Source organism: Stenotrophomonas sp. AN71, from assembly GCF_050435725.1.
Classification (GTDB): domain Bacteria; phylum Pseudomonadota; class Gammaproteobacteria; order Xanthomonadales; family Xanthomonadaceae; genus Stenotrophomonas.
In genome coordinates, this window is sequence record NZ_JBNDKU010000009.1 from 94,965 (window position 1) to 117,055 (window position 22,091).

Below are 22,091 nucleotides of genomic sequence, written 5' to 3' on the forward strand. Positions count from 1 at the left end.
GCTTATATGTCTATACAATATAGGCGTCCATTTCGGGTTGTCCAGCCATGTCCGATTCGCGTTCCCCGCACTGCTTCCATGCCGCCCACGCTCTGCTGGCCGACGGCTGGGCGCGTGATGTCCGCCTGCAGGTGCAGGACGGCCGCATCACCGCCATCAGCACGGGGCAGGGTGCGCACGATGGCGACACCCGCGTCGGCATCCTGGTGCCGGGCCTGCCCAACCTGCACAGCCACGCCTTCCAGCGCGGCATGGCCGGGCTGGCCGAGATCGGCGGCGGCGACGGTGACAGTTTCTGGAGCTGGCGCGAGCTGATGTATCGCTTCCTGGCCCACCTGTGCCCGGACGCGGTGCAGGCGATCGCCGCCCAGGCTTACATGGAAATGCTGGAAAGCGGCTTCACCCGCGTCGGCGAGTTCCACTACCTGCACCACGACGCCGACGGTCGCGCCTATGCCGACCGCGCCGAGATGAGTGCGCGCATTGCAGCCGCGGCGCAGCAGACCGGCATCGGCCTGACCCTGCTGCCTGTGTTCTATGCGCATGCCGATTTCGGCGGTGCCGCGCCCAATCCCGCACAGCGGCGCCTGATCCACGATGTTGATGCCTTCGCGCAGCTGCTCGATGCTGCCAGGCCGGCGTTGGCAGCGCTGCCTGACGCGGTGCTCGGCATCGCGCCGCACAGCCTGCGCGCCGTAACCGGCGAGGAGTTGAGTGCTTTGCTGCCGCTCACCGATGGTCCGGTGCATATTCACATTGCCGAACAGGTGCGTGAGGTCGAAGCGTGCCTGGCCTGGAGTGGCCAGCGCCCGGTGCAGTGGCTGTACAACCACGCTCCGGTGGATGCGCGCTGGTGCCTGGTGCATGCCACCCACATCACCGACGACGAGCGCCGTGCCATCGTCGCCAGTCAGGCAGTGGCCGGGCTGTGCCCGATCACCGAGGCCAACCTGGGCGACGGCCTGTTCCCGATGCAGGCCTTCGCGCGCGAGGGCGGGCGCTTCGGCGTCGGCTCCGATTCCAATGTGCTGATCGACGCGGCTGAAGAGCTGCGCCTGCTCGAATACGGGCAGCGCCTGGCCCTGCGCGGGCGCAACGTGCTGGCCCCGGATGCCACGCGCAGCAGCGGCCGCTTCCTGTTCGAAGGCGCACTGCACGGCGGTGCACAGGCACTGGGTGTGGCCGCCGGTCTGCAGGTCGGCGCCAGTGCCGACCTGGTTGAACTGGATGCTGCGCACCCCGCGTTGCAGGCGCGACAGGACGACGCATGGCTTGACAGCTGGGTGTTCGCCGCACGTAATGGCGCGCTGCGATCCGTCTGGCGTCATGGCCGCCAATGCGTGGCCGACGGCCGCCACCTGCAGCGCGAGGCGATCACTACTGCCTTTGCCGCCGCCCTGCGTGGCGTACTGGGCTGATCGCCTCCCGCCACCGAGACCCCACTACGTGAAGGCCAGCAAGTCCGCCACGCTCAACCAGCGTATCCGCAGCGATCTGGAAAGCCGCATCCTCAGCGGAGAGTGGGCGCCGGGTTTCCGCATCCCGTATGAGCACGAGCTGATGGAGCAGTACGGCTGCTCGCGGATGACGGTGAACAAGGTGCTGACCGCGCTGGCCGAGAGCGGCATGATCGAACGGCGTCGCCGCGCAGGCTCGTTCGTGGCGCGGCAGCCTCCGCATCTGGAGCAGGTGGCGCTGGAGATTCCTGACATTGCAATGGAGGTCGGCTCGCGCGGCCACCAGTACGCGTATCGCCTGCTGAAGCGCGAGCTGCGCCTTGCCGACGCCGGCAATGCTGGCGAAGTCGAGCTGGCTGGCCGCGAGCATCTGCTGGCAATGCGCTGCCTGCATCTGGCCGATGGTCGTCCACTGGCGCTGGAGCATCGCCTGATCAGCCCGGTGGGCGTGCCCGAGGTGCTGGAGGTCGATTTCAATACCACCGCGCCCGGCAGCTGGCTGCTGCAGAACGTGTCCTGGACACGCGCCCAGCACCGCATCAGCGCCTGGGGCGCAGACACCGCCAGCGCCAAGCTGCTGGACGTGAAGCCCGGCACCGCCTGCCTGGTGATCGAGCGCCTGACCTGGCGCGGCGAACAGCCGATCACCCGCGTGCGGCAGGTATTCCTGGGGGATGCCTGGGACCTGGTGGCACGCTTCGCGCCTGGCGCGCGGTAGGGGTTCCATCCACGGGTGGCGTGGATCTACTGGGCCGGAACGGCTGTCGTCTTGAACTCTGTTGGTGCGTGTGTACGATGTGTATCGTCCCTGCATGAAGAGCAGGGACCTCATCCGGGATCTGGAGGCGGCAGGTTGGACCTGTTGCAGGATTCGCGGATCCCATCATGTATTCATGCATACGCAGCGGCCTCACATCATCACCGTGCCTCACCCCAAAAAGGATCTGGGCAAGGGTCTGGTGCTGGCGTTGCGGAAGCTGGCAGGACTGACGTAGGAGGTCCCATGCGCTATCCAGTCTTGATTGAGGCGGGCGATGAACGCACCGCATGGGGTGTCATCGTTCCCGATCTGCAGGGATGCTTCTCGGCGGCCGACACGCTTGACGATGCACTCAGTGCAGCCGAGGAATCTGCGCTTGCCTGGATCGATGCGGCCCTGGATGAGGGGCGCTCGATTCCGAATCCTTCTGCGCCACAGAAGATCGTCGCCGAGGCTCCCAGTGGGACGGCCTGGATTCTTGCCTACATCTGCATTGATCCGGCGCTGCTGGACGACACCATCGAGCGGGTCAACATCAGCCTGCCGCGCCGGATCCTGGCCAGGCTGGATGCGCAGGCCAGGGCTGCCGGTGAATCGCGCTCGAGTTACATCGCGCATCTGGCCGCATTGGGCTGAGCAGGCGCCATTCTGCAAAGGCATCCACGCATGGCGTGGATCTACCAAAGGTTCGCGTATCGGGATTCAGTAGATCCACGCCATGCGTGGATGTTGGCTCATCAATACGTTGCGCACTGACGCCAGCGCACCGGCTCATCCACGCCGGGGCGGGCATTGAGCTGGATACGGACGTTGCGCAGAGCGGGGTAGTGCAGCACTTCCTCGCAGACCCGTGGCCACACCGCTTCCAGTTCGCCGGTGCGGTTGATCGCCAGCGTCTGCCGGGTCAGCCAGACACCGCTGGCGATGCCGGGCTTGCCGGCCAGGGCGCGGGCCAGGTCGGCCTGGTAGCGATCCAGGGTGGCCGCATCCGGGTTGGGGTTGCTGCGCGCGTCAGAGGCCGGGGAGACCGGTGCTGAGGGCGAGGGCGCGGCGGACGGCGCTGCCGTGGTCGGGGCTGGCTCGGTGGCAGGTGCAGGCGCAGGTGCCGCCACCACCGGTGCAGCGGTAGCCGGCGTGGCATCTTCCACGTGCAGGCCCTGCAGACCCAGGCCGACCAGCAGCCCGATCGTCACCGAACCCAATGCGGCAATCGCGATCCGGCGCAGCGCCTCGTGGCGTGCACTGGCTCGCACACGGGTTTCGATGTCATCGGGCAGGTAAGGCTGCAGCAGTGGCCACAGGCGTGGGCCGTCGAGCACTTCCACGGCCTGCTTCTCGGCCGCGCTGCGACCGTCGCGCTCGATCCTGCCTTCGGTCAGCAGTACGCCGCCCTTGGCACCGGCCAGGCGCGAGGCTGCGCCCAGTTCATTCACGGCGGCGGTGCCGATGCGGTAGGCCAGGCCATGCTTGCACGACACGAGCCACTGGTTGGGGCCATCGCTGAGCAGGAAGTCGCTGCTGGGTTCGCGCGCATCCTCTGCGGGGTCGTTCAGTTCACGCAGGCCGCGCTGTTCGCGCAGCATGCGCTTGACCAGCACCGAGAATTCGCGCCAATGCATGCCGGCCAGCGCCTGCAGGCCGAGTTGCATCTCCTTCTGTCGCCGTTTGATCCACCACAGATAGACGACGGCCAGGGAACAGGTAAGCAGGGCCGACAGCAGGGCCAGGATCCAAGGGAGCATGCAGGAGGTGCGCGGAAGGAGCGAGTGCGGAAGGCGACAGTGTAAAGGTCGCGCCGCCCGGCTGGGTCAGGAGGTTCCTGACAGTAAACGTGATGCAGCGCGCAGAACGGCGCAAGGCAGGCACGAAAAACCCGCCAATCCTGAAGCCGTGAGGGGAGGGAACAAACGGCAGCCGAAGCGATTGGCGGGTTCTACGCGATTGTCAAACAAATTTTATTGCGTTGCAACAATTGCCGGTCAGGGCGTGCTGCCTGGCGACTGGTGGCTGCCCGGTACCGGCGCATCGCTGTCGGAGGCGGCGCGGGTTTCAAGTTTGGCCAAGCGCGCGTGCAGGGCGTCGATACGGGCCTCCAGCGCCGTCACTTCATCGGCGGTGGGCACGTGCAGGCGCTTGAGCACCCCCTGCACCTGGTCATCGAAGGCCTGTTCGACCTTGTTCCAGGTTCCGGCGGCCTTTTCGCGCGCCTCGTCCAGCGACGATTCGACGTTGTCGCGCCAGCCAGGGCCCTGTTCACCGTTGCGTTCGCGGCGGCGCGACTCCCAGGCTTCGCCCTCCTTCACCAGGCCTTCAAAGAAGCGGCCGCCTTCGGCCTGGGCGCGGCCCAGTGCCCCCAGCCCGGCCAGCCAGACCTGCTGTGCCGAATTGCTGAGCTTGCGCGAGAAGCGCTCGGCCTGGTCGCCGAAAGAGGTGTCGTCGTCGCGGCGGTCGTCGTTTTCGTAACGGTTCATCGCACTTCCCGGGGGAGTTGGGCCTGCCCCGAGAGTAGCGCGCGCCGGCGTTGCACGGCCGTGACGGCCGCCGTCGGGGTTCAGCCCAGCTTTTCCTTCAGCACGCGCTGGATCTCGCCTTCGACCATGCCCTTCATCGCCGACAGCAGGAAGCCGAGCTTGGCGGTCACGCGCACGGCGCCCGGCTGCAGTTCGATCGCACCGTCCACGCCACTGCCGGAGAAGTTCAGCACGTCGGCGGCCCAGGACGACTTCAGGCCGAAGCGTTCGGACAACTTGGCGGCGACCTGTTCGATCGCTGCGCGCGCCTGTGCGTCGGGCAGGGCGTGGGCGTGGCGAACATCGATGGTGGACATGCAGGCTCCTGGCGCAGGGCGGGGATGATCAATGAGGGCGAGCATTGTGCGCATCGAGGGCCTTCGCGCCAAGCACTCATCGCCGGTTCTTCTTCGTTGGCGAGCAACCTGCTAGGCTGCGCCGCGTGCAGAACCTGCTTGTTCACTTCAGCCAACAACAACAGCCCGACCAGCCGCTGCGGCCCGGGGTGCAACGCATCGTGCGCCAGGCCAACGGCAGCGTGCGGCTGGGCGAGGGCGGCAATGGCGCCCTGTTGCTGGCCCAGTTCTGCATGGACGATCGCGGCCTCTGGCTGCAGGTCGGCAACGGCATCCGCGGCATCCACGTGAACGGCCGCCCGGTGCGGCGCATGGCCCTGCTGCGCGCAGGCGATGCGGTCTACGTCGATGGCGTGGAGATGGTGCTGCAGGGCGAGGTCGAGAGCCTGCTGCAGGCGCCGGTGCCCAGGAACGAGGACGGCACCGATGAGCAGCAGCGCCTGCTGCGCGGTGTCGGCGGCCTGCATCATGGCCGCAGTTTCACCCTGTCACGGCCCCGCCTGATCGGCCGTGGCAGCGAGGCCGACATCGCCATCGACGATCCGGCCTTCGCCGAACAGCACGCCCGCGTGGAAGTGCATGGCGAACGCGTGTTGCTGCGCGACCTGGGCAGTGCCGACGGCACCCGGGTCAACGGCGTGGCCGTGCGTCACTGCTGGCTGCAGCCTGGAGACCAGGTAGTGTTCGATGGCCAGCACCGGTTCGTGCTGGAAGTGCCGCACGATCCACACCGTCGCCCACTGCCGGAGGAAGATGACGCCAGCCAGGAGGCCGAACAGGCACCCATGCTGCCGGCCGCTCCGCGCAGGGTCCGGCGCTGGCCGTGGCTTCTGGTCAGTGCCCTGCTGCTGGCGGCGCTGCTCAGCCTGCTGCTCTGGTTCGGCGCGCGCTGAAGCAGGCCCGCCGGGCATGGCCCGGCGCTACCCACACGGCGCGTGCCTACCTGCTTCCGGTAGGTGCCGACCTTGGTCGGCACGATCTCCGCAGGCCGACCAAGGTCGGCAGCCGATGCGCGCCTGCGCCGGTCAATGGATACGGATGCAACCAAATTTCCCTTGCCGCACTAGGCCGCAAGGCTGGTGCACTGCGGCATACTAGGGGTCTTGCCCCACAGGTGTGACATGACGCGCGCGTTCAACTTCAGTGCCGGCCCTGCAACCTTGCCGGAATCGGTCCTGCGCCAGGCGCAGGCGGAAATGCTGGACTGGCACGGGTCCGGCGCTTCGATCGTGGAAATGAGCCATCGCGGCGCGGAATTCATGTCCGTGGCCGCCGAGGCCGAGGCCGACCTGCGTCGCCTGCTCGACATCCCCGACGACTATGCGGTGCTGTTCCTGTCCGGTGGCGCCACCACCCAGCAGGCGCTGATCCCGCTCAACTTCGCAGCCCCGGGCCAGCGCGCCGACTATGTGGTCAGTGGCCATTGGGGCAAGACAGCGGTGAAGCAGGCTGGCGTCTACGTGGACGTCAACATTGCCGCCAGCAGCGAGGCCAATGGCTATCGCGCGCTCCCAGCACGCACCGACTGGCAGCTCTCGCCGGACGCCGCTTACGTGCACATCACCGCCAATGAGACCATCCACGGCGTCGAGTTCCGTGACGTGCCCGACACCGGTGACGTCCCGCTGATCGCCGACTTCAGCTCGTCCATTGCCAGTGAACCGCTGGACGTGCGTCGCTACGGGGTGATCTACGCCGGCGCGCAGAAGAACCTGGGCCCGGTTGGCATCGCGGTGATGATCATCCGCCGCGACCTGCTCGAGCGCAGCGGTCAGCCGCGTGCGGACATCTTTGATTACCGCTCACACGTTGCCCGCGATTCGATGCTCAACACTCCGCCGACCTGGAACTGGTACCTGGCCGGCCTGGTGTTCAAGTGGATGCTGGCCGAGGGGGGCGTGGCCGGGTTTGCCAGGCGCAATGCCGCCAAGGCCGCGCTCGTGTACGGCGCCATCGATGGTTCCGGCGGCTTCTATCGAAACGAGGTCGAACATGCGGCGCGTTCGCGGATGAACATCCCGTTCTTCCTGCCCAGCGCCGACCTCGATGCGCGCTTTGTCGCCGAAGCCAAGGCCGCCGGCCTGCTGGCACTGAAGGGGCACAAGGTCGTCGGCGGCATCCGGGCCTCGCTGTACAACGCCATGCCGCTGGCCGGGGCCGAGGCGCTGGTCGCCTTCATGGCCGATTTCCAGCAGCGTCACGGCTGAGCAATGAACGGCGCGCACCGTCGGGTGCGTGCCCCGCAACAAGGAATTACGATGGCAAGCAGCGAATCCAGCAAGAAGGCGCCGAAGAAGGCCGAACCGGCCAAGGACAGCGCAGCACCCAAGAGCAAAGCGAAGTCCAAGGCCGCGTCGAACCCCGCGCCCACCCTGGCGCCATTGGCGCTGGCCGATGTGCGCACGAAGATCGACCAGATCGACCGTGACATCCAGAGCCTGATCGCCGAGCGCGCGCGCTTCGCCCACCAGGTCGGCAAGGCCAAGGGCAAGCTCGCCGCCGCCGTCGATTACTACCGCCCCGAGCGCGAAGCGCAGGTGCTGCGCATGGTGGTGGACCGCAACGAAGGCCCGCTCAGCGACGAGCTGCTGGTGCATGTCTATCGCGAGATCATGTCAGCCTGCCTGGCCCAGCAGGAGCCGTTGAAGATCGGTTACCTCGGCCCGGAAGGCACCTTCAGCCAGCAGGCCGTGCTCAAGCACTTCGGCCGCTCGGCGCTGGGCCTGCCGATGGCGAGCATTGAAGAAGTGTTCCAGGAAGTGGAAGCGGGCAACGCCGATTTCGGCGTGGTGCCGGTGGAGAATTCAGGGCAGGGCACCATCCAGATCACCCTGGACATGTTCCTGACCTCCAACCTGAAGATCTGCGGTGAAGTTGAACTGCGCGTGCAGCAGTACCTGATGTCGCGCAGCGGCCGCATCGAGGACATCGAGCGCATCTACGCCCATCCGCAATCGTTCATGCAGACCTCGGCCTGGCTGCGCGCCAACCTGCCCAAGGCCGAGAAGATCCCGGTATCCAGCAACGCTGAAGGTGCGCGTCGTGCGCGCAATGCAGACGACGCGGCGGCCATCGGTGGCGAAAGCGCCGGCCATGTGTACGGCCTGAAGAAGGTGGTCACCAAGCCGATCCAGAACGATGCCGACAACACCACGCGTTTCCTGGTGGTGGGCCGCAACATCTTCCCGACCTCCGGCCACGACCGCACCTCGGTGCTGGTGTTCATCCATGACAAGCCCGGTGCGCTGTTCGATGTGCTCAGCCCGTTCGCCCGCCACGGCATCAGCATGAACCGCATCGAGTCGCGCCCGTCGCACCACGGCAAGTGGGAGTACGGGTTCTTCATCGACCTGGCCGGTCACATCGACGACGTGCCGATGCAGGCCGCGCTGGCCGAACTGGAAGCGCACTCGGCGCAGATCAAGGTGCTCGGCTCCTATCCGGTGGCCGTGCCCTGAGTGCGGCTGTCGCGGTGGCCCTGGCCGCCGCCCCCTGATGCATCGCCGGCACTGCCGGCGTCTACGGAATGATCGAACGATGAGCAACGCGCAACACTGGATTGCCCGCAAGGGCCGGCCGCTGCAGGGCAGCCTGACCATTCCCGGCGACAAGTCCGTCTCGCACCGCTCGGTGATGTTCGCCGCGCTGGCCGATGGCACCTCGCATATCGACGGTTTCCTGGAAGGCGAAGACACTCGCGCCACCGCGCGCATCTTCAGCCAGCTGGGCGTGCGCATTGAAACCCCCAGCCCGTCGCAGCGCATCGTGCACGGCGTCGGCGTCGACGGCTTGCAGGCGCCCGATGCGGCGCTGGACTGCGGCAACGCCGGTACCGGCATGCGCCTGCTGGCCGGCCTGCTGGCGGGCCAGACGTTCGACTGCACGCTGATTGGTGATGAATCGCTGTCTGGCCGCCCGATGCGCCGCGTCACCGGCCCGCTGTCGCAGATGGGCGCGAAGATCGATACCCAGGATGACGGCACGCCGCCGCTGCACGTGCATGGCGGCCAGGCACTGTACGGCATCGACTTCGCCTCGCCGGTGGCCAGCGCGCAGATCAAGTCGGCCGTGTTGCTGGCCGGTCTGTACGCGCAGGGCGAAACCAGCGTGACCGAGCCGCACCCGACCCGCGACTACACCGAGCGCATGTTGTCCGCCTTCGGCGTGGATATCGAATTTTCACCGGGCAAGGCACGCCTGCGCGGCGGCCAGCGCCTGCGCGCCACCGATATCGTGGTACCGGCCGACTTCTCTTCGGCCGCGTTCTACCTAGTGGCCGCCAGCATCATTCCCGGCTCCGCGCTGCGCCTGAAGCAGGTTGGCCTGAACCCGCGCCGCACCGGCCTGTTGCACGCGCTGCGCCTGATGGGCGCGGACATCACCGAAGAGAATCCGGCCGAGCAGGGCGGTGAGCCCGTCGCCGATCTGGTGGTGCGCTACGCTCCGCTGAAGGGCGCACGCATTCCGGAGGCATTGGTGCCGGACATGATCGATGAGTTCCCGGCGCTGTTCGTGGCCGCCGCCGCTGCCGAAGGCCAGACCGTGGTCAGCGGTGCGGCGGAGCTGCGGGTGAAGGAGTCCGATCGTCTCGCTGCGATGGCCACCGGCCTGCGCGCGCTGGGCATGCAGGTGGACGAAACCGAAGACGGTGCCACCCTTCACGGCGGTGTGCGCCTGGGCAGCGGCACCATCGAAAGCCACGGTGACCACCGCATCGCCATGGCGTTTGCCATTGCCGGCCAGATCAGTGACGGCGAAGTACGCATCAACGACATCGCCAACGTCGCCACGTCCTTCCCGGACTTCGACGGGCTGGCCCGCAGCGCGGGGTTCAACCTGGCCTGATCGGCACGGCGTCCGCCGGGCCACGCCCGGCGAATGACGCGACCCGGTAGGTGCCGACCTTGGTTGGCACGAAAAGCCTCGCCTGGTAGGTGCCGACCTTGGTCGGCACGACGTTCCGCATAAAAAGACGGAGGCCGAAGCCTCCGTCGAAACATCACGAACCCCTCGTCCGCGATCAACGCTGCTCGGTGCGGAAATCCACCGGAACCCGCACCACGCTGGCCACTGCACGTCCCTCGTGCATTGCCGGCTGGAACTTCCAGTTCTGCACGGTGCCCAGCACCGCACGATCAAGATCGCGGCTACGCTCACCACTACGCGAAACGATCGCTGCAGTGGTCACGTTGCCACGGGTATCCACATTGAGGCTGGCTACCACACTGCCCTGTACGCCGTTGCGCAGCGCCGTCGCCGGATAGGTCGGCTTGCTGTTGCTGGCCAGCGGGCGAGCTTCCCGGTTGCGCACTGCCGGCGCCGCCTTGCGCTGGCTGTTGGCCGGTGCTGCCTGGCGAGCGGCCGGTGCCTGCGTGTCGGCAACCGGCGCCTGATCCGGCGCTGGCAGCATGCGTTCACCGACCGGCGCCGGCGCCACATCTTCCTGGCTGGAATGGCGCAGCCAGAGCAGGGCGGCCGCGAACATCGCCACGATCAGCGCGATCCACATCCAGGGGGACGTCGGCCGGTGCTGCTCGCTGGACTCACGCTGCAGCTGCGGCGAATGAAGGTCTTCGTGGGTGGTGGCGGTCATCGCAAACTCCTTCCGTCAATTGACGACGTGCAGAGTGTTGCTCGAGCCCGCGGTGCGAAGTGTCAGCACTGCGTCAACGCAACCGGCAGGGTTCAGTTTGCCTGCCTGGAAGCGTTCAGCTACTGCGTCTTGAAGTCGAACGGCACTTCAATGCTGCCCGGTACAGGCTGGCCGTTGCTCTGCGCCGGGGTAAAGCGCCAACGGCGCACGGCGTCGGTCGCGGCACGGTCGAGCTCGCGTGAACCGCTGCGCTGGATCACGGTGGCGTTGTTTGGGTAGCCGGTGGCATCCACGTCCACGCGGACCACCACGCTGCCGGTCTCGCCGGCGCGCAGGGCCGCAGCCGGGTAGGTCGGGGGCGGCGACTGCCCGGCAATCGGCATCGGCTGGCTGTTGCCGGTGGCGGCCGGGGCAGGGGCCGCTGCAGCCGGGGCCGCTTCGGCGATCGGGGCCGGCGGTGGCGGCGCGGTTTCCACCAGTTTCGGGGCTTCTTCCTCCACCGGGGCCGGCTTGGCATCGGGCATATCGCTGGAGCCGGCGGCGGCGGGCAGCGGTTCCGGCAGCGGTTCGACCTGGGCCGTTTCCTGCGGGGTCTGCGCGGCCGGGTCGGCGCGGAAAAACTCCTTGTCGCGGCCGGTCAGCCAGACCACGACGAACAGCAGCACGCCCACGCCGAAGGCGATGCCGGCGATCTTCAGGGCGTTGCGCGGGATATGCACGGTGAACGACTTGGCGGACGACGAGCGGGGTGCAGACATGGACCGGACCGGTACGGAATAGCCCGATTCTGCCACGGCGGGAATGAACCGGGCGGCAGAAATCCGTATAACAAGCGATAATCCCATCCCTGATACCCACCACGACACCCGCCATGCTTGATCCAGCCTTGCTCCGCCACCAGCCCGCCGACCTCGCCGAACGCCTGCGCACCAGCCGCGGCTTCGAGCTCGACGTGTCTGCCCTGGAGTCTCTGGAGGCCGATCGCAAGCGCATCCAGGTGCGGACCCAGGAGCTGCAGAGCCTGCGCAACAGCCGTTCCAAGGCCATCGGCCAGGCCAAGGCCAAGGGTGAGGACGTCTCGGCCATCATGGCCGAGGTCGCTGCTTTCGCCGACGAGCTGAAGGCGTCGGAAGTGGCGCTGGACGAGCTGCGCGAGAAGATCGACGCGATCTCGATGGGCATCCCGAACCTTCCGGCCGATGACGTGCCGGCCGGTGCCGACGAGAACGACAACATCGAACAGGCGCGCTGGGGTACCCCGCGCCAGTTCGACTTCAAGGTGCTCGACCACGTCGAGCTGGGCGCCCGCAACGGTTGGCTGGACGGTGAAACCGCCGCCAAGCTGTCCGGCTCGCGCTTCACCGTGCTGCGTGGCCCGATTGCGCGCCTGCATCGTGCCCTGGCCCAGTTCATGGTCGACCTGCACACCGGCGAGCATGGCTATGAAGAAACCAATGTGCCGCTGCTGGTCAACGCCGATTCGCTGCGCGGTACGAGCCAGCTGCCGAAGTTCGAGGACGACCTGTTCAAGACCGCCGTGGGCGATTCCACGCGCTACCTGATCCCGACCTCGGAAGTGCCGCTGACCAACATCGTGCGCGACGAGATCGTCGACGCCGAGCGCCTGCCGCTGCGCATGACCGCCCACTCGATGTGCTTCCGTGCCGAGGCCGGCAGTGGTGGTCGTGACGTGCGCGGCATGATCCGCCAGCACCAGTTCGAGAAGGTCGAGCTGGTCTCGATCAGCCGCCCGGAAGACAGCGACGCCGAACATCAGCGCATGACCCGCTGCGCCGAAGTGGTGCTGGAAAAGCTGGGCCTGCCGTACCGCAAGGTGCTGCTGTGCACCGGCGACATGGGTTTCTCGGCGGTGAAGACCTACGATCTGGAAGTCTGGCTGCCGTCGCAGGAGACCTACCGCGAGATCTCCTCGTGCTCCAACTGCGGCGACTTCCAGGCCCGCCGCATGCAGGCCCGCTGGCGCAACCCGGCCACCGGCAAGCCGGAGCTGGCGCATACCCTGAATGGCTCGGGCGTGGCCGTTGGCCGGGCAATGATCGCGGTGATGGAAAACTACCAGAACGCCGACGGCAGCATCACCGTGCCCGAGGCGCTCCGCCCGTACATGGGTGGCATCGAAGTCATCGCCTGAACCCGGTAGGTGCCATGCTTGCATGGCACAGCGCTGGCTTTGGTGGATCCACGCATGGCGTGGATCTACCCGGATGGCGCTGCACGCACGTCCGGTGCGAATCCATCGAAGCTCCAGTAGATCCACGCCATGCGTGGATGGCGCGAACCATCAGCTGGCTGCGCGTAGCTTCTCCACGGCACCCAGCTGGGCTCGCCGTTCTCCGGCACGCACCACGCAGCTGCTGCGGGGCTCCAGTAGATCCACGCCATGCGTGGATGGCGCGAACCATCAGCTGGTTGCGCGAAGCTTCTCCAATGGCACCCATCCCGGTTCGCCGGTCTCCGACTCGCACCACGCCCAACCATTGAGGGTACGCAGCCCGCGCAACTGCTGCCCCAGATCCACATCCAGCTCCCGCGCGCAGTAATCCTCCGTGGCGAACGCGTCACCGTGCGCATCGCGACCGATCATCGGCGCCGGCACGAAGCCGGGCTGCTGCCCCTCGGCCTCGCACAGGAACCAATCGTCCCAGCCTTCCGGGCCTTCATAGCGTTCGCCTACCACCAGGGCCTGGCCTCGGCGCAGGGTGATCGGATGCGGGAATTCGCTGCGATGCGCAGCGATCACGATGTAGTTCATGGGCCCAGCCTAACGCCGTGGAGAGCGTCATGGATGGGGCCGCATCCACGCATGGCGTGGATCTACCGGTGCACAAAAAAACGGCCCCGCAACGCGGGGCCGCCAGGGTGGGCCGGGATGGGGGAGGGAATCCCGGCCCGCGTTCAGCGCCCAGACGAGGAGAGAGGGGCGCCGAACGTTGGAACGCGTTACGCCGCAGCGGCTTCAGCGGCCTCATGCGACGGCAGGGCCGCAAGCGCGCCGGCAATGGCGTCTTCGCGATGCTGCGGCGAGTAGGCGATGCCTTCGGCACGCACGAACTCGATGTCATTGATGCCCCAGAAGGCGAAGGTCTGGCGCAGGAACGGTTCCTGGAAGTCGGCCGGCGAATCGGTGTAGATGCCACCTCGGCTGCTGACCACGATCACGCGCTTGCCACCGGCCAGGCCGACCGGGCCGTTCTCGGTGTACTTGAAGGTGCGCCCGGCCACGGCCACGCGGTCGATCCAGGCCTTCAGAGTGGAGGGGATGCTGAAGTTGTACATCGGCGCGCCGATCACCACGATGTCGGTTGCCAGGAACTGCTCGAGCACCTGTTCAGCATCGGCGGCTTCGACCGCGTCGGCCTTGGCCAGCGAGCTGCTGCGCAGATGCGGTACCGGATTGGCGTCAAGATCGCGATAATCGACCTGCAGGCCTTCGATCTGCTGCTTGAGCCGGGCCACCACGGCGGCGGTCAGGTGGCGGGAGACGGAGTTCTCGCCAAGCACGCTGGCGTCGAGATGCAGAAGCTTCATGGCAGTCACCTATGTTCTGGAAGGAAGAAGCGGGTAGGCCCCGCCGACGGAGAGAACGATAGGTTGTTGCAAAGGCGGGATAAAGGTGGTTGAATGCCACGTATTGTTCTATACATGGAACTCGGGCATGCATGACCTGAATGATCTGTACTACTTCGCGATGGTGGTCGACCACGGCGGATTCGCCGCCGCCGAGCGCGCACTGGGCATTCCCAAGTCGCGCTTGAGCCGCCGCATCAGCCAGCTGGAAACCGACCTGGGCGTGCGCCTGCTGCAGCGCTCCACGCGCCGTTTCGCCGTCACCGACGTCGGCACCAGCGTGCATCGCCACGCGCAGACCATGCTGGCCGAGGCGCAGGCCGCACGCGAAGTGGTGGACCGCCTCAGCGCGGAACCGCGCGGCGTGGTGCGTGCCAGCGTGCCGGTCTCGCTGGCGCAGATGCAGCTGCCCAAGCTGCTGCCCAAGTTCCTGGAGCAGTACCCGAAGGTGCGGCTGCAGCTGAACATCAGCAACCGCCGCGTGGACATCATCAATGAAGGTTACGACGTGGCCCTGCGCGTACGCTCGCGGCTGGACGACGATGGCAGCCTGGTGATGCGCAGCTTCGGCCAGGTGCAGGAACTGCTGGTGGCCAGCCCGAAGTACCTGGACCGCGCCGGTCGCCCCAAGGACCCGGAAGAGCTGACCCAGCACGTCACTCTCAGTATCAGCGAAGACGAAGCGCGCCAGCGTTGGGAGCTGCATGGCCCGGAAGGCGAGGTGCGCCGGGTGGACCTGCAGCCGCGCGTGGCCGGCTTTGACTTCCCCCTGCTGCAAAGCATGGTGAAGGACGGATTCGGTATCACCATGCTGCCGGAAACCGTGTGCGCCGATGCCGTGCGCAATGGCGAGCTGGAAGTGGTGTTGCCGGACTGGTCGCTGCCGCAGGGCGTGTGCCATGCCGTATTCGCCTCGCGCCGCGGTCTGTTGCCGGCGGTACGCGTGTTCATCGACTTCCTGGCCGAACACCTGCCGCCACAGCTGGAGGCGTCGCGCCTGCACTGCGATGGCGCCTGTGAGAAGGCCAAGGAGCGCATCAAGGCCAGCGCGCTGGGCGCGTTGGCGGTGGATGCCGGCTGAGGTTGGGAGCGGTAGCGCCGGGCTGTGCCCGGCGGTTACGCCGGTCTTGGGCAAATCGCCCGGTCGTGCGAGAATGCGTGCCCGGCCAGCAGGCTGGGCCGATACGGAGAGATGGCCGAGCGGTTTAAGGCACCGGTCTTGAAAACCGGCGAAGGGTTAAACCTTCCGTGGGTTCGAATCCCACTCTCTCCGCCAGCATCTTCAAAAAGCCCCTTGAGATAGGGGCTTTGTCGTTTCTCTGGTACTTGCTGCCCGCCCGCTTGCCCATCAACCTGCAATGGTCGGTTCTGCACGATCTGCTGCCGAATCCAGCCTTGCACCTCGGATTGCATCCACAGTGGGCGGCGCCCGATGCGGATGGAGCGCGGGAAGCGGCCGACCTGGATCTCTCCGTAGATGAAGGTGGTGCCCATGCCGGTCATCTGGCGCATGCGATCGAGCGAAAGCAGTTCTTCCAGTGGCTCAGCTGCGCCCATGACGACCTCCCATGGTCCTGGCCTTCGGTGCGCGCTCATGCGGCATTGGAGCGGGTCGAGAGGCCGCCGTGTCGATGCGGTTCAGCGGACCTTGATCTCCAACACGATCCCGGTGGGAGGCGTGAGTGATGGCGGGGTCGCACAAGAGCCGGCTCACAACATCGTCCGGTCCGGCCGCCATCGACGCCACATTTGGGCTGGTCGAAATCACGACGGCATGAAGCCGGATGCATCGGCCCATACGGATCGAATGGGCCTTGGATGATCATCTGGTTTCAATCAAAAGCGTTCTGCAAGCTTTTTGCTCCGAAAGGACTCTGCAAGATAGTCGACAAAGGCGCGGGTTTTCGCCGGCAAGAACTGCCGATTCGCGTAGTAGACCGATACAGGGCCACCCTCTGCGTGCCAGGCGGGGAGCAGTCGAAGGAGCTCGCCGCGATCAAGGTAGGGTAGGGCATGCGACGACGGAACGAAGGCGACGCCGAGCCCCAGGGCAGCGGCTCGACACAGCGCACCGGGATCATTGAATGCAATGCGCTCCCCTACAGGTGATGCGGCTTCGTTCCCGCGATCGTCACGGAAGACCCACTGGACAATGCGGCCCGTTCTGGTGGAGCGCATGTCAACCAAACTGAAAGCAGAAAGATCCTGCAGGGACTGTGGTGCTTGTCTGCCTTGCATGTATGAGGGGGATGCAACGGCAATGATGCGCACCTGCGCGAGAGTCTTGGAGACCGTGCCTGGAGGGAGTTCAGCGCCCCGACCGATCGCGGCGTCATAGCCTTCAGAGATCAGATCTACGTGTCGGTTGTCCAGCTGCCAGTCAATTCTGACCTTGGGGTGTCTGGCGAGAAAACCCGGCAGCATCGGGATCACGTAGTCGAGCCCAAAAACAGTTGCGATGCTGACTTTCAGCACACCCGACGGATCCTGTTGCTGATTTGAAACTTCAGCGATCGCATCGTGGAGGCCGTTGAGACTGGACTTGATCGAGGCTGCCAGCAGCTCACCCGCCTCCGTAAGCGTCAGTTTGCGCGTCGTCCTGTGGAAAAGGCGAACTGAAAGATTTCGCTCCAACATCGCTACATTGCGGCTGACGGCCGATGGGGTTAGCCCGAGCTGACGGGCAGCTCCGGAAAAGCTGCCAAGTGCCGCTGCTTTGGCAAAGCACTCGAGGTTTGAGAGGGTCTCCATATTTTTATTTTCAAGTAATAAGCACAAGTAATTCAAGCTATTTGTTACTACTGGGAACTGCCGGGGTGGGGGATCATCCCGCTGCCATCACTCGGATGGCCATTCACAAGCGAGGCGCTTCCTTGAATACGAATACCGAACATGGCTTCACCGAGCAGTCTTTACAGACTCGCGTTGTGCTTGATCGTCACCTGGAGGCATTTCGGCTCGGTGACGTGGAACTCACACTTCTCGACTACGCCTCGGATGCAGTCATCATCAATGGGACAGGGAAGATCATCCATGGCCATGACGAAATTCGGGAAACGTTCGTCCAGGTCTACCGGGATTTTTTTCCCGATGGCACTCGTAACATCACGATTGATGAGCTCGCCGTACACGGGGAGACTGCATACATCCGATGGCGAGCGAAGAACGCAGTCATGGCGACCGACACTCTTATTGTTCGTGGTGGAAAAATTGCGATTCAGACGTTTGCCGGATTGTTCCGGGAATGACGCCCGCCATGAGTGGCTTCACTGACCAATGAGTATGACTAAGCCAACCATTGATTGAGTTGGCTCGGAGAAAGGGTAAAGCGTCGGTCGCCTGGTGGTCGACGCTGCCCGTTCTGTTGGCTCTGTTCGAATGATCCGCGCAGGCCGTGTGAACCGGATCGCGCGGGCGCCCCATCCGGAAAGATTCGTGCGCCCATCCTGAACTTCCTTCTGTTCCTGCATTCTTCCCGGGAGACAAGGGATCTTGGATTGCGCCCATTGGCTCAGTCAAAATTGCCAGAGATTGCCGGAACGCTGCTGCAACCACTTAGCCGCTGTCATTCTCATGGCTGCGAGTGATTTGCGGGAAGGCCTGGTCCAAGGGTCGAGGCGAGCGACGGGCTTCTGATGGGTCACGAGCGGCACGCTTGGGGCACAATCCATCGCCTGGAGATAGCTGCGATGCGCTTCAATGATCTCGGTACTCATGGCAGGCTCGACAGGTGAGGCGCTTGGATGTCCCATGCACCGCTGCAAGCCAGCTACCTCTACAAGCAGATGGGTCGGCAAGTGGCGGGCAGCCGGCTCTTGGTCGGATTCCTGCAGCCGAACCAATCGATCGTGAAGGACCTCGAAGACATATGAAATCGGTGGAGCTAGAGGCAAGTGTCCCCGCTCGCGCAGGGACTGTTGCTCCTGAAACGGTCACACGGACTGCGTTGGCCGGCTACTGGCAGTAGAACTCTGCTGAAACTTCGTTGATCCTGTCGTAGTAGTCGTTGGGCATGTTCCCATTGCCGGAGTAAACGAGCTCTGCGCGCCGCATGTAGCTGATGGCGTAGGCCCCTGGCGTGTTACAGCTCGCTGGAATTGCTCCGGTGTACGTTTGACCGCCGAACGTGTGCGAGTACTCGGTGCAGGAGTAACCCCCACCGAGACTTTCGGGTTCCGGCCTGCAGTAGCCGACGCTCCCCGCCATATTTGCCGCCCAGCCCGTGTTCGCATCAGACGGACACGAGCCAAGACCCTCCGGGCCCCAATCACCGTAGGTGTAGAGACCCGACGGGCCTTCTACTCCGCCTTGGCACGTGTTGGTCCACGAGAGGATGTAAGGTGCCACACCCTCCGTATCCACCAGGAGTACCCGGCCGGTGTGAACCCACTGGCCTGCGAAGGCATTTTGGGCGACACCGGCTGACATCAGGCAAAGGGACGCGCCCAGTAGCAGGGGGCGGAGGGCTGAGCGGGCAGTTCTGCGATCGTTTGGCTTCGATTTCACTTCCATCTCTCCATGAGTAGGGTAGTGCTGCACTGCTCGCGCAAGGTCGCAACAGTCCACCAGGGGTGCAATCGGAAAACCACCAGCACGGCTGTAGGTGAAGTCCTACTAAGCGGCGCAAGAAGCGCCACGTGGGTGAGTCTGAGCGCTCAAGACTGGTGATTGAGAGCTTCGCAGTGGTTGAGGCGGCCGGCCGTATGCCTCGGCCATGCGTCCCTCCTTTGGCGACCAAGGCTTCCGCACCACCTCGATGCTCTCTGTCTGGATCCTGCTGGGTGACACCTGGGGGATGTGGTGGAACGGTCGCCACATTGCCGGGCTCTACCCGGAGATGCGCCTGCGCGCAGCCGTGGCGCGGCTGCTGGTCGCTACCCCGGGAGAGCCGGTCGTGCCGCTGCCCGGCCTCCCGCCATCATTTGACAGACCTGCAGGAAGTGGGAGGTTAGGCTCTAGGTGAGTCGCGTCACTGACCCGTACCGAACTGGGAGATGGAAGGTGAAAGTGAGTACACGATTGGCTGGCGTGGCGGATCTTGAACAGGTCGCGGTTCTGTTCGACGAGTACCGTCAGTTCTACGCGCAGCCCACTGATCTTGCCTTGGCAAAGCAGTTCATGCATGCACGCTTGTCAGAGGGTTCCTCGCTTGTGCTGGTGGCCGAAGCGGATGAAGGTAGCGTTGTCGGGTTTACTCAGCTCTATCCGCTGTTCGATTCAATTGGTGCATGCCCAAGCTTCATTCTTTACGACCTCTATGTCGCCAAGCGCGCGCGTCGTACAGGTGTTGCGCGCACGCTTATGGTCGACGCGGTGGAAGAGGCGCGCAGGTGCGGAGCAGGTCGCATTGAGCTGCAGACCGCACGCGACAATGGGCCTGCTCAGGCTCTCTATGAAGGTCTTGGGTGGAAGCGTGATGATGATTTCTTCATCTACGCCATTCATCCTTGAGTACAGGGTTTGCCGATAGTCCTTTGCCGTGCGTGGCTGCTGATACCTGAGTGGCAGTGACCGGCCTGGTGCCTGGCCGAGGCTGGAGAGGGGGCGCAGATAAAGGCGGCGCGCGGAAACCGCGCAGACTGGCGGCCGAGACGGCTGGGCCGCTGATTGCTGTCGGCTGTTTGCCAGCAGGCCGACGCCGACAACGAGGCATGCGACCAGGGCTGCAATGGATACGGGGAGGTGGAGTTCGTCACGGCCCGCAGCGGCAAAGGCGACGTGGATAGCGGAGTAGAGCCCGTCAAGCCATCTCTGATGATAACGGCAGTCGCTGGGCGACTGCCGCTACCTGGTCGATGCATCAGTAGTCATTACTTCACTTCGGCATGAGCACGGTATCGATCACGTGGATCACGCCGTTGGACTGGCCCACGTCTGCGATGCTGATCGCGGCTTTCCCGCCCTTGGCGTCAACCACCCACAGCTTGCCATCGCGCAGCGCGACGGTGAGCGACTCGCCTTGAACGGTCTTGAGCGTGGCTTTGCCACCGTGCTTCCGGGCATCGGCCATCAGCTGCGCGGAACTGTAGTTGCCGGGCACGACGTGGTAGGTCAGGATCTTGGTCAGTTGGGCCTTGTTTTCAGGCTTCACCAACGTGTCGACAGTGCCCGCGGGCAGTTTGTTGAAGGCTGCATTGGTGGGAGCGAAGACGGTGAAGGGGCCGGCACCGTTCAGCGTGTCCACGAGGCCTGCGGCCTTGACCGCGGCGACCAGGGTGGTGTGGTCCTTGGAATTGATGGCGTTCTCGACGATGGTCTTGGTCGGATACATCTCCGCCCCGCCGACCATCACTGTATTGGCTGCGAAGCTTGCCGAAGTGGCTGAAACGAGTACGGCGAAGCTTACTGCGGCTGCAATGCGCTGAAGAGCTTTCACGGTGCGTTCCTTTATGGGATGCCCGCAAAGCACGGGCATCTTACCTACGTCTTGAAGAGGCACCTGGATGCACTGATTTCAACGCCAGCGCGTTGCCAGCCGCGATGTTGTCGATCTGTGAGGGCCGGATGAACCCATACCCGTATGTGTGACGGTCACGGCCTGACGAATGCGCTGCGCCCCAGCATCAGTAGGGAGCATGAACTCCGTCCCGTTCAGCTTCGAACATGGCGTATGTCCGAGGGACAGCCCGAAAGGCGGGCATTGCTGATGGCCTGGCGGACACCACAGGTACGGCATGAGAGAACGGTGCCGCCGCTGACGTGTTCCATCTCGTTCTCGCCCCAGGTGCTGGTCGACCCGCAGGCGGTACATGTGGCGACGATCTGGAGTGCTCGAGCCAGATCGCCCTGATCTCCTGCCTTGTAGGTGAGGTCGGTGATCTGAAACATGCCGGTATGGCTCATGGGAATGCCGGGAAGTGCCTGCTGACGAACGATAGAACCCAATGGATCTCGGTAGCGTCAGTGCGATGTTGAGAAGGGGTTGATGCGTGGACTAACCGTCTGATCTTCCGCTGAACTCTTCCAGTCGCGCGCGGCTGACCGACTGGTGATTTCCACATCCGGGACAGCTGAGGGCCGCTGCACCGTCGAGGTCCACCAGCCCATGGCCCAGGGTCGCCCTGAACTGTCTGGAGCATTTGAGGCAGGAGCAATCGATTCGGGTGACCTGTAGCAGGGCACCATCTGCACGCGTCACTCCCTCGACGCCGGTTACAAAGAACTGTCCGATGTCATGCATGAAGATGAACGATGGCCTGAACGCAGGGTGCCCATGATGGCGCGTGTCTTCCCTTCATCGCACCCCCTGCTGGCGTTCAATCCTGAAGAATTAAGAATACGGGCCAGGTGGCTGGGTTGTGTCGGGTGTTAGAGTTCTGGCAGGTGCCGTCTCGGCATCGATTCAAGGCGAAATTCATGCCCATTCGGGCCGTTGTCTATGTAAGTCAGCCGGTTGTTGATCTTTCGTTCGAGCATCTGGAATCACTCGTCGCGGATGCTGCGAGGTTCAACAGAATGGCAGGTGTGACAGGGGTTCTCCTGCATGATGGCGTTCGCTTCGTGCAGTACTTCGAAGGCCCTGAGGATGGCGTAATCAGTGTCTATGAGCGCGTCCTCCAATCAAAGAGCCACACCGAAATCGTGGAATTGGCACGCGGGCTCGTTTCGGCCCGGCAGTTCCCTTACTGGTCCATGCATCGGCTGCCCGCAGATCCGCTTCTTGTAGGCCAGTTGGCGAGAGCGAACTGGTCGCGCTTCAAGAGAAGCGATCAGTCTTCGGTTCCGGGGTCAGGGTGGGGAATCGATCTCCTGGCCGCCGCAGTTGCACCACATGTAGCAGCTGCTTAGCTCTCGACGTGCCCTGCTTTCAGCAGCGCGGACTCCGCC

24 protein-coding genes, 1 tRNA gene and 1 pseudogene are annotated in these 22,091 nt (G+C 64.7%); 14 read left to right on the plus strand and 12 right to left on the minus strand.

What is annotated here, in order from left to right; genetic code table 11:
• The first annotated feature begins 47 nt into the window (after positions 1–47).
• The 4 genes from ABH900_RS14795 (at position 48) to ABH900_RS14810 (ending at position 2,853) form a co-directional block, all read left to right on the plus strand.
• Complete coding sequence (locus ABH900_RS14795) at positions 48–1,418, plus strand: formimidoylglutamate deiminase (protein WP_429623818.1); 1,371 nt, start codon at positions 48–50, stop codon at positions 1,416–1,418.
• 28 nt (positions 1,419–1,446) lie between these two features.
• Complete coding sequence (gene hutC, locus ABH900_RS14800) at positions 1,447–2,175, plus strand: histidine utilization repressor (protein WP_429623820.1); 729 nt, start codon at positions 1,447–1,449, stop codon at positions 2,173–2,175.
• Positions 2,176–2,269: 94 nt separating this feature from the next.
• Positions 2,270–2,452 carry a type II toxin-antitoxin system HicA family toxin gene (locus ABH900_RS14805; RefSeq protein WP_429623822.1) on the plus strand — a complete coding sequence of 61 codons (183 nt, stop codon included), beginning with the start codon at positions 2,270–2,272 and terminating at the stop codon, positions 2,450–2,452.
• A gap of 8 nt (positions 2,453–2,460) precedes the next feature.
• Positions 2,461–2,853: a type II toxin-antitoxin system HicB family antitoxin gene (locus ABH900_RS14810; protein ID WP_429623824.1), complete on the plus strand. Its 393-nt coding sequence runs from the start codon at positions 2,461–2,463 to the stop codon at positions 2,851–2,853.
• A 101-nt stretch (positions 2,854–2,954) separates the two neighbouring features.
• On the opposite strand, the gene ABH900_RS14815 is transcribed toward ABH900_RS14810, so the two are convergent.
• The 3 genes from ABH900_RS14815 to ABH900_RS14825 all read right to left on the minus strand — a co-directional run bounded on the left by ABH900_RS14815 (position 2,955) and on the right by ABH900_RS14825 (position 5,044).
• Positions 2,955–3,959, minus strand: coding sequence for a restriction endonuclease (locus ABH900_RS14815; RefSeq protein ID WP_429623825.1), 1,005 nt, complete (start codon positions 3,957–3,959; stop codon positions 2,955–2,957).
• 237 nt (positions 3,960–4,196) lie between these two features.
• Entirely contained in the window at positions 4,197–4,688 is a 492-nt protein-coding gene (locus ABH900_RS14820) for a phasin family protein (RefSeq protein ID WP_429623827.1), read from the minus strand.
• A gap of 80 nt (positions 4,689–4,768) precedes the next feature.
• The gene (locus tag ABH900_RS14825) at positions 4,769–5,044 is read right to left on the minus strand and encodes a polyhydroxyalkanoic acid system family protein (protein WP_005410185.1); all 276 of its coding nucleotides are present in this window, start codon (positions 5,042–5,044) and stop codon (positions 4,769–4,771) included.
• A 125-nt stretch (positions 5,045–5,169) separates the two neighbouring features.
• On the opposite strand from ABH900_RS14825, the gene ABH900_RS14830 reads away from it, so the two are divergent.
• From ABH900_RS14830 to aroA, 4 genes are all read left to right on the plus strand, one after another.
• Positions 5,170–5,976: an FHA domain-containing protein gene (locus tag ABH900_RS14830; RefSeq protein WP_429623828.1), complete on the plus strand. Its 807-nt coding sequence runs from the start codon at positions 5,170–5,172 to the stop codon at positions 5,974–5,976.
• Between the two features lie 228 nt (positions 5,977–6,204).
• Complete coding sequence (serC, locus tag ABH900_RS14835; protein WP_429623830.1) at positions 6,205–7,290, plus strand: 3-phosphoserine/phosphohydroxythreonine transaminase; 1,086 nt, start codon at positions 6,205–6,207, stop codon at positions 7,288–7,290.
• Positions 7,291–7,341: 51 nt separating this feature from the next.
• Positions 7,342–8,541, plus strand: coding sequence for a prephenate dehydratase (gene pheA / locus ABH900_RS14840; protein ID WP_429623831.1), 1,200 nt, complete (start codon positions 7,342–7,344; stop codon positions 8,539–8,541).
• Between the two features lie 79 nt (positions 8,542–8,620).
• Entirely contained in the window at positions 8,621–9,928 is a 1,308-nt protein-coding gene (aroA, locus tag ABH900_RS14845; RefSeq protein ID WP_429623832.1) for a 3-phosphoshikimate 1-carboxyvinyltransferase, read from the plus strand.
• 175 nt (positions 9,929–10,103) lie between these two features.
• On the opposite strand, the gene ABH900_RS14850 is transcribed toward aroA, so the two are convergent.
• Together ABH900_RS14850 and ABH900_RS14855 are read right to left on the minus strand one after the other, a co-directional pair.
• Complete coding sequence (locus tag ABH900_RS14850; RefSeq protein ID WP_429623833.1) at positions 10,104–10,676, minus strand: energy transducer TonB; 573 nt, start codon at positions 10,674–10,676, stop codon at positions 10,104–10,106.
• A 119-nt stretch (positions 10,677–10,795) separates the two neighbouring features.
• On the minus strand, positions 10,796–11,434 hold the full coding sequence (locus ABH900_RS14855; protein ID WP_429623834.1) for a TonB family protein: 639 nt from the start codon (positions 11,432–11,434) through the stop codon (positions 10,796–10,798).
• A 113-nt stretch (positions 11,435–11,547) separates the two neighbouring features.
• On the opposite strand from ABH900_RS14855, the gene serS reads away from it, so the two are divergent.
• Entirely contained in the window at positions 11,548–12,828 is a 1,281-nt protein-coding gene (serS, locus tag ABH900_RS14860) for a serine--tRNA ligase (protein ID WP_429623836.1), read from the plus strand.
• Positions 12,829–13,098: 270 nt separating this feature from the next.
• Here serS and ABH900_RS14865 read toward each other — a convergent pair whose 3' ends face one another.
• The gene (locus tag ABH900_RS14865; RefSeq protein WP_429623837.1) at positions 13,099–13,449 is read right to left on the minus strand and encodes a ligand-binding protein SH3; all 351 of its coding nucleotides are present in this window, start codon (positions 13,447–13,449) and stop codon (positions 13,099–13,101) included.
• Between the two features lie 188 nt (positions 13,450–13,637).
• Positions 13,638–14,225 (minus strand): FMN-dependent NADH-azoreductase, encoded by a 588-nt coding sequence (locus ABH900_RS14870; RefSeq protein WP_429623838.1) that lies wholly within the window; start codon positions 14,223–14,225, stop codon positions 13,638–13,640.
• Positions 14,226–14,352: 127 nt separating this feature from the next.
• Here ABH900_RS14870 and ABH900_RS14875 point away from each other — a divergent pair, with 127 nt between their 5' ends.
• Together ABH900_RS14875 and ABH900_RS14880 are read left to right on the plus strand one after the other, a co-directional pair.
• A complete protein-coding gene (locus ABH900_RS14875) occupies positions 14,353–15,345 on the plus strand; it encodes a LysR family transcriptional regulator (protein ID WP_049429058.1) in 993 nt (330 codons plus the stop codon).
• A 105-nt stretch (positions 15,346–15,450) separates the two neighbouring features.
• Positions 15,451–15,540: transfer RNA gene (locus ABH900_RS14880), tRNA-Ser, on the plus strand.
• Between the two features lie 170 nt (positions 15,541–15,710).
• Here ABH900_RS14880 and ABH900_RS14885 read toward each other — a convergent pair.
• Both ABH900_RS14885 and ABH900_RS14890 read right to left on the minus strand, forming a co-directional pair.
• A pseudogene (locus ABH900_RS14885) lies at positions 15,711–15,860 on the minus strand (hypothetical protein); the annotation flags it as partial.
• Positions 15,861–16,100: 240 nt separating this feature from the next.
• The gene (locus tag ABH900_RS14890; protein ID WP_429623839.1) at positions 16,101–17,051 is read right to left on the minus strand and encodes a LysR family transcriptional regulator; all 951 of its coding nucleotides are present in this window, start codon (positions 17,049–17,051) and stop codon (positions 16,101–16,103) included.
• 86 nt (positions 17,052–17,137) lie between these two features.
• Here ABH900_RS14890 and ABH900_RS14895 point away from each other — a divergent pair, with 86 nt between their 5' ends.
• Positions 17,138–17,512, plus strand: a complete 375-nt coding sequence (locus tag ABH900_RS14895; RefSeq protein WP_429623840.1) for a nuclear transport factor 2 family protein — start codon at positions 17,138–17,140, stop codon at positions 17,510–17,512.
• Positions 17,513–17,779: 267 nt separating this feature from the next.
• On the opposite strand, the gene ABH900_RS14900 is transcribed toward ABH900_RS14895, so the two are convergent.
• Positions 17,780–17,980 (minus strand): hypothetical protein, encoded by a 201-nt coding sequence (locus ABH900_RS14900; protein WP_429623842.1) that lies wholly within the window; start codon positions 17,978–17,980, stop codon positions 17,780–17,782.
• Positions 17,981–19,271: 1,291 nt separating this feature from the next.
• Here ABH900_RS14900 and ABH900_RS14905 point away from each other — a divergent pair.
• Positions 19,272–19,715, plus strand: coding sequence for an N-acetyltransferase family protein (locus tag ABH900_RS14905; RefSeq protein ID WP_429623844.1), 444 nt, complete (start codon positions 19,272–19,274; stop codon positions 19,713–19,715).
• 364 nt (positions 19,716–20,079) lie between these two features.
• Here ABH900_RS14905 and ABH900_RS14910 read toward each other — a convergent pair whose 3' ends face one another.
• Both ABH900_RS14910 and ABH900_RS14915 read right to left on the minus strand, forming a co-directional pair.
• Complete coding sequence (locus ABH900_RS14910; RefSeq protein ID WP_429623846.1) at positions 20,080–20,679, minus strand: fasciclin domain-containing protein; 600 nt, start codon at positions 20,677–20,679, stop codon at positions 20,080–20,082.
• Positions 20,680–20,855: 176 nt separating this feature from the next.
• Positions 20,856–21,107, minus strand: a complete 252-nt coding sequence (locus tag ABH900_RS14915; RefSeq protein ID WP_429623848.1) for a hypothetical protein — start codon at positions 21,105–21,107, stop codon at positions 20,856–20,858.
• A 513-nt stretch (positions 21,108–21,620) separates the two neighbouring features.
• Here ABH900_RS14915 and ABH900_RS14920 point away from each other — a divergent pair.
• Positions 21,621–22,052 (plus strand): BLUF domain-containing protein, encoded by a 432-nt coding sequence (locus ABH900_RS14920; RefSeq protein WP_429623849.1) that lies wholly within the window; start codon positions 21,621–21,623, stop codon positions 22,050–22,052.
• The last annotated feature ends 39 nt before the right edge of the window (positions 22,053–22,091 follow it).